General features: G+C 62.3%; 5 protein-coding genes. 1 reads left to right on the top strand and 4 read right to left on the bottom strand.

Translation table 11 applies throughout. The features are described from left to right. The 4 genes from FXB40_RS46000 to FXB40_RS45985 form a co-directional block, all read right to left on the bottom strand. Window positions 1-462 (bottom strand): transposase (locus FXB40_RS46000; RefSeq protein ID WP_148778862.1); only part of this gene is annotated, 462 nt, incomplete at its 3' end. A 222-nt stretch (window positions 463-684) separates the two neighbouring features. After that, window positions 685-894, bottom strand: a complete 210-nt coding sequence (locus tag FXB40_RS45995) for a cold-shock protein (protein ID WP_148749473.1) — start codon at window positions 892-894, stop codon at window positions 685-687. Window positions 895-1,148: 254 nt separating this feature from the next. Beyond that, window positions 1,149-1,481: a DHCW motif cupin fold protein gene (locus FXB40_RS45990; protein ID WP_148778861.1), complete on the bottom strand. Its 333-nt coding sequence runs from the start codon at window positions 1,479-1,481 to the stop codon at window positions 1,149-1,151. 238 nt (window positions 1,482-1,719) lie between these two features. Next, window positions 1,720-2,091, bottom strand: coding sequence for a nuclear transport factor 2 family protein (locus FXB40_RS45985; protein ID WP_148778860.1), 372 nt, complete (start codon window positions 2,089-2,091; stop codon window positions 1,720-1,722). A gap of 149 nt (window positions 2,092-2,240) precedes the next feature. On the opposite strand from FXB40_RS45985, the gene guaA reads away from it, so the two are divergent. Beyond that, complete coding sequence (gene guaA, locus FXB40_RS45980) at window positions 2,241-3,836, top strand: glutamine-hydrolyzing GMP synthase (RefSeq protein ID WP_148778859.1); 1,596 nt, start codon at window positions 2,241-2,243, stop codon at window positions 3,834-3,836. The last annotated feature ends 257 nt before the right edge of the window (window positions 3,837-4,093 follow it).

Below are 4,093 nucleotides of genomic sequence, written 5' to 3'. Positions count from 1 at the left end.
CCGATAAGCCACCGGAAGACTGGCGGCATGGTTGGCGATCGACAGGGACACCGCCACCTGGCAGTTGGCCTGCTTGCCGAGCTGACCGCAATATTGGTGGTGAACGCCGACCGAATGCTTGCCTTGCTTAGGAAATGACGTGTCGTCGATGATCCACGCCTCGATCGGTCCGCTCCTTTCGATTGCGGGCAGTACCATCTCGCGGATCTTGGCCAACACGTCCGCGTCCGACCAACTCGCGTTACCAACAAAATGCAGCAGTGATTGGTGCTGGGCTGCCGTCCGCGCCGGCGCCGTTCGTGCCGCCATCGGCTCAACGCTCTTGCGTTCACCCGGCAGCATCAACCCCGTGCAATAGTCACGCAGTGGCCTCATCCGCACCGCCTGACCAATCACACGTCCCAGTCCCGCTACATACGCCGTAAACCGTGCCTCGCTGTCTTCAACCTGGTTGAGATCCATCTGGCCCTCCGTGTGCCAAATATTGAATCTCTTCAAATATTTGATTCTCCGCCCTCGCGGGCGCGGCCGAGTGACTCAGTAAGACTAACCCACCCTACGGCACCGCGGGTGTGGCACCATCTTCCCAAACAAAAACCCCGCCACCGGATCCCGGTGGCGGGGCTTCTGTAATCCTACGATCTGCCGGTACGTCCGTGGTCAGATCGCGAATTGTGCGGTCAACTAGCCGGCGCGGAGGTTGTCGGCCGAGGACTTGCCGCTGCGGCGGTCCGCAACGATGTCGAACGAAACCTTCTGGCCCTCGTTGAGGGTGCTCAGACCAGCGCGTTCAACGGCGCTGATGTGAACGAAGACGTCCTTCTGGCCGTCATCCGGCTGGATGAAGCCAAAGCCCTTTTGGTTGTTGAACCACTTCACGGTGCCCATTGCCATAGTCATTTCCTTTCAATTGACGATGCACTCAGGGGGACAAATGCACATTGCTGCGCCCATTATCCCGGTTGGTCGATTTTGGAGAAATACCTGAAACGTGCTCGCCCATTGAAATGAGACGGAGCGGCCCAGTCGTTCGGCCAAGGATCGATGGTCACAATCTAGCGATTTTTTGGGGCAACTTCAAGGCGCCACGCGCTCGTGGCGAGCCGGGCAAGCTTTGCTATTTTGCGCTGCACACAGCGGGGTTCCGATTAGTCGACGATGAAAAGAGTAGCACCCACCGCCGTCGATGAGCGGTGCGCGGCGTCGCCAAAATCCGAGACCTGGTAGCTCATCCCCGGCGTGAGCTTGAACTTGCGCCCGTCGCGCAACTCGCTGTCGAGCTCGCCCGCGAGCACGTACAGCACATGGCCGCGGTCGCACCAATGATCGGCGAGATAGCCCGGCGAATACTCCACCATCCGTACCCGGAGATCGCCGATGTTGAGCGTGCGCCACAGCGCGTGCCCGGTCTCACCGGGATGCGTGGTCGCTTCGACCTTGCTCCAGTCGGTGACGGTGAAGGGCGAGGTGGGGAGCTTCATGGGGTGGGTCCTGTCGGTGCCGGCGGACGCAGTGTTAGCGCACGCGTCCGCCGCAGTCTCCGTCATTGCGATTCCATCACCGTCACCCTGAGGTGGCCGCTTCTTCAGCGGCCCTCGAAGGGCGACGGCCCGGCTGGCAGCTCGGCCGTTCATCCTTCGAGGCTCGCCCTGCGTCGCTGCGCGCCGCAGAACTCGCACCTCAGGATGACGGGACGAGATTGGCCGCGTTGCAAGGCGTTCACTGCGGCAGATGGTTCGCCGATCCCTGCACGATCAGCCCCGCATCATTCACCCGCAAATACTCGCAGATTCGCTTGCCCCGCTCGTTCTCGTAAAACACCACCACGCTGTCAGGGCTGACGAACACGTCGATCAGCGAAAAGTGCAGGTCCGGCAGCAGCCCGAGTGCCTTGCCCCAATACGCCCTCAGCGCGTCCTTGCCGCGCACGGTGCCGCTGGCGTCGAATCCCATCGCCGGGATGCGGTCGGACGTCATCACGGCCGCGTCGTCGTAGAGCGTGAGCACGCGTTCGAGATCGCGGGCGTTCCAGGCCTCGACCCAGGTCCGGCCGAGCGCGGCAAGCTGTGATGGCTGATGGTGCTGTGACACGAGCGTTCTCCCTGATTGGCCCCTGGTTCATGGTGGGGCAAATTAGGTCAATAGTACTGACATATATCCGTTTGTCCATGCCCAAAGAAGAATGTGGGTGCGTGCCTCGCGCGGTTGCGGGAAAAGCCCCCGTCGCGTATCTGCTTGCCATGACAGCAGCACAGAACCGCGAGTCGTCGACGCCCTCAGTGGCCTCGGCGCATGACAAGATTCTCATCATCGACTTCGGCAGCCAGGTGACGCAGCTGATTGCGCGTCGCGTGCGCGAGGACGGCGTCTATTGCGAGATCGTCCCGTTCAACAAGGCCGAACAGGCCTTTCTAGAGATGAAGCCGAAAGCGGTGATTCTCTCCGGGGGCCCGGCCTCCGTGCTCGACGACAATGCACCGGCCGCACCGCTCTCGATTCTCACCGCCGGCGTGCCGGTGCTCGGCATCTGCTATGGCGAGCAAACCATGGCGCAGCAGCTCGGCGGCACCGTCGAGGGCGGCCATCACCGTGAGTTCGGCCGCGCCACCATCGAGATCACCGACGACTGCGCGCTGTTCGACGGCGTCTGGCAGAAGGGCGGCCGCTACGAGGTCTGGATGAGCCATGGTGACCGCGTCACCAAATTGCCGGACGGCTTTCGCGGCGTGGCCAAGGCATCGGGCTCGCCGATCTCCGTGATCGCCGACGACAAGCGCAAATTCTACGCGATGCAGTTCCACCCCGAAGTCGTGCACACCCCCGACGGCGCAAAGCTGATCCGCAATTTCGTCCGCAAGATCGCAGGCCTCTCCGGCGACTGGACCATGCGCGCCTTCCGCGAGGAGGAGATCGCAAAGATCCGCGCCCAGGTAGGCCGAGGCAAGGTGCTCTGCGGCCTTTCCGGCGGCGTCGATTCAGCCGTCGCGGCCGTGCTGATCCACGAAGCCATCGGCGACCAGCTCACCTGCGTGTTCGTCGATCACGGCATGCTGCGCCTTGATGAAGCCAAGACCGTCGTCGACCTGTTCCGCCACCACTACAACATCCCGCTCGTCCACGTGGATGCCTCCAAGCAATTCTTGGGCGAGCTCGAAGGCGTCACCGATCCCGAAAAGAAGCGCAAGACCATCGGCCGCCTCTTCATCGAGGTGTTCGAGGCGGAGGCCAAGAAGATCGGCGGCGCCGACTTCCTCGCGCAGGGCACGCTCTATCCTGATGTGATCGAGAGCGTCTCCTTCACCGGCGGCCCCTCGGTGACGATCAAGTCGCACCACAATGTCGGCGGTTTGCCCGAGCGTATGAACATGAAGCTCGTCGAGCCCCTGCGCGAGTTGTTCAAGGACGAGGTGCGCAAGCTCGGCCGCGAGCTCGGCCTTCCGGAAATCTTCGTCGGTCGCCACCCGTTCCCGGGCCCCGGCCTCGCCATCCGCTGCCCCGGCGACATCACCCGCGACAAACTCGACATCCTGCGCCAGGCCGACGCCGTCTACATCGACCAGATCCGCAAGCACGGCCTCTACGACGACATCTGGCAGGCCTTTGCCGTGCTGCTCCCGGTGAAGACCGTCGGCGTCATGGGCGACGGCCGCACCTACGACTTCGTCGTGGGCCTGCGCGCCGTCACCTCGACCGACGGCATGACCGCGGACTTCTACCAGTTCGATATGAAGTTCTTAGGGGAGACCGCCACGCGCATCATCAACGAGGTGAAGGGCGTGAACCGGGTGGTGTATGACGTGACCAGCAAGCCGCCTGGGACGATTGAGTGGGAGTAGGGGGCGGTGTGTTGCTCGAAAGGCCGATTTCATGATCGCGGGTCAATCTTCGGAGCCGTAACCGAAAGCGGGGGCTAGGATTGATTGGCGCATCCACGCTTTTCGCTCGACCCGGATCGAATTGACTTAACACGTGACGCGAATTTGCTGGGATGCACAATCACGCCTGCTCTCATCTAGCCGCGCCAGCGATGGCGCGGTGCACTTTCTCTGCACCGACTGACCTGCTCCCCAATTTCTGTCTCTTATACACATCT

The sequence above is a fragment of the Bradyrhizobium rifense genome (genome assembly GCF_008123425.1).
GTDB classification, from domain to species: domain Bacteria; phylum Pseudomonadota; class Alphaproteobacteria; order Rhizobiales; family Xanthobacteraceae; genus Bradyrhizobium; species Bradyrhizobium rifense.
Note: the sequence above shows the minus strand (reverse complement) of the source record. Positions and strands in the feature narration are given on the sequence as shown.

Excerpts from the sequence above, each read along its gene's own strand:
- guaA (WP_148778859.1), top strand. The coding sequence starts at position 2,241 with ATGACAGCAGCACAGAACCGCGAGTCGTCGACGCCCTCAGTGGCCTCG.
- FXB40_RS45990 (WP_148778861.1), bottom strand. The coding sequence starts at position 1,481 with ATGAAGCTCCCCACCTCGCCCTTCACCGTCACCGACTGGAGCAAGGTC.
- FXB40_RS45995 (WP_148749473.1), bottom strand. The coding sequence starts at position 894 with ATGGCAATGGGCACCGTGAAGTGGTTCAACAACCAAAAGGGCTTTGGC.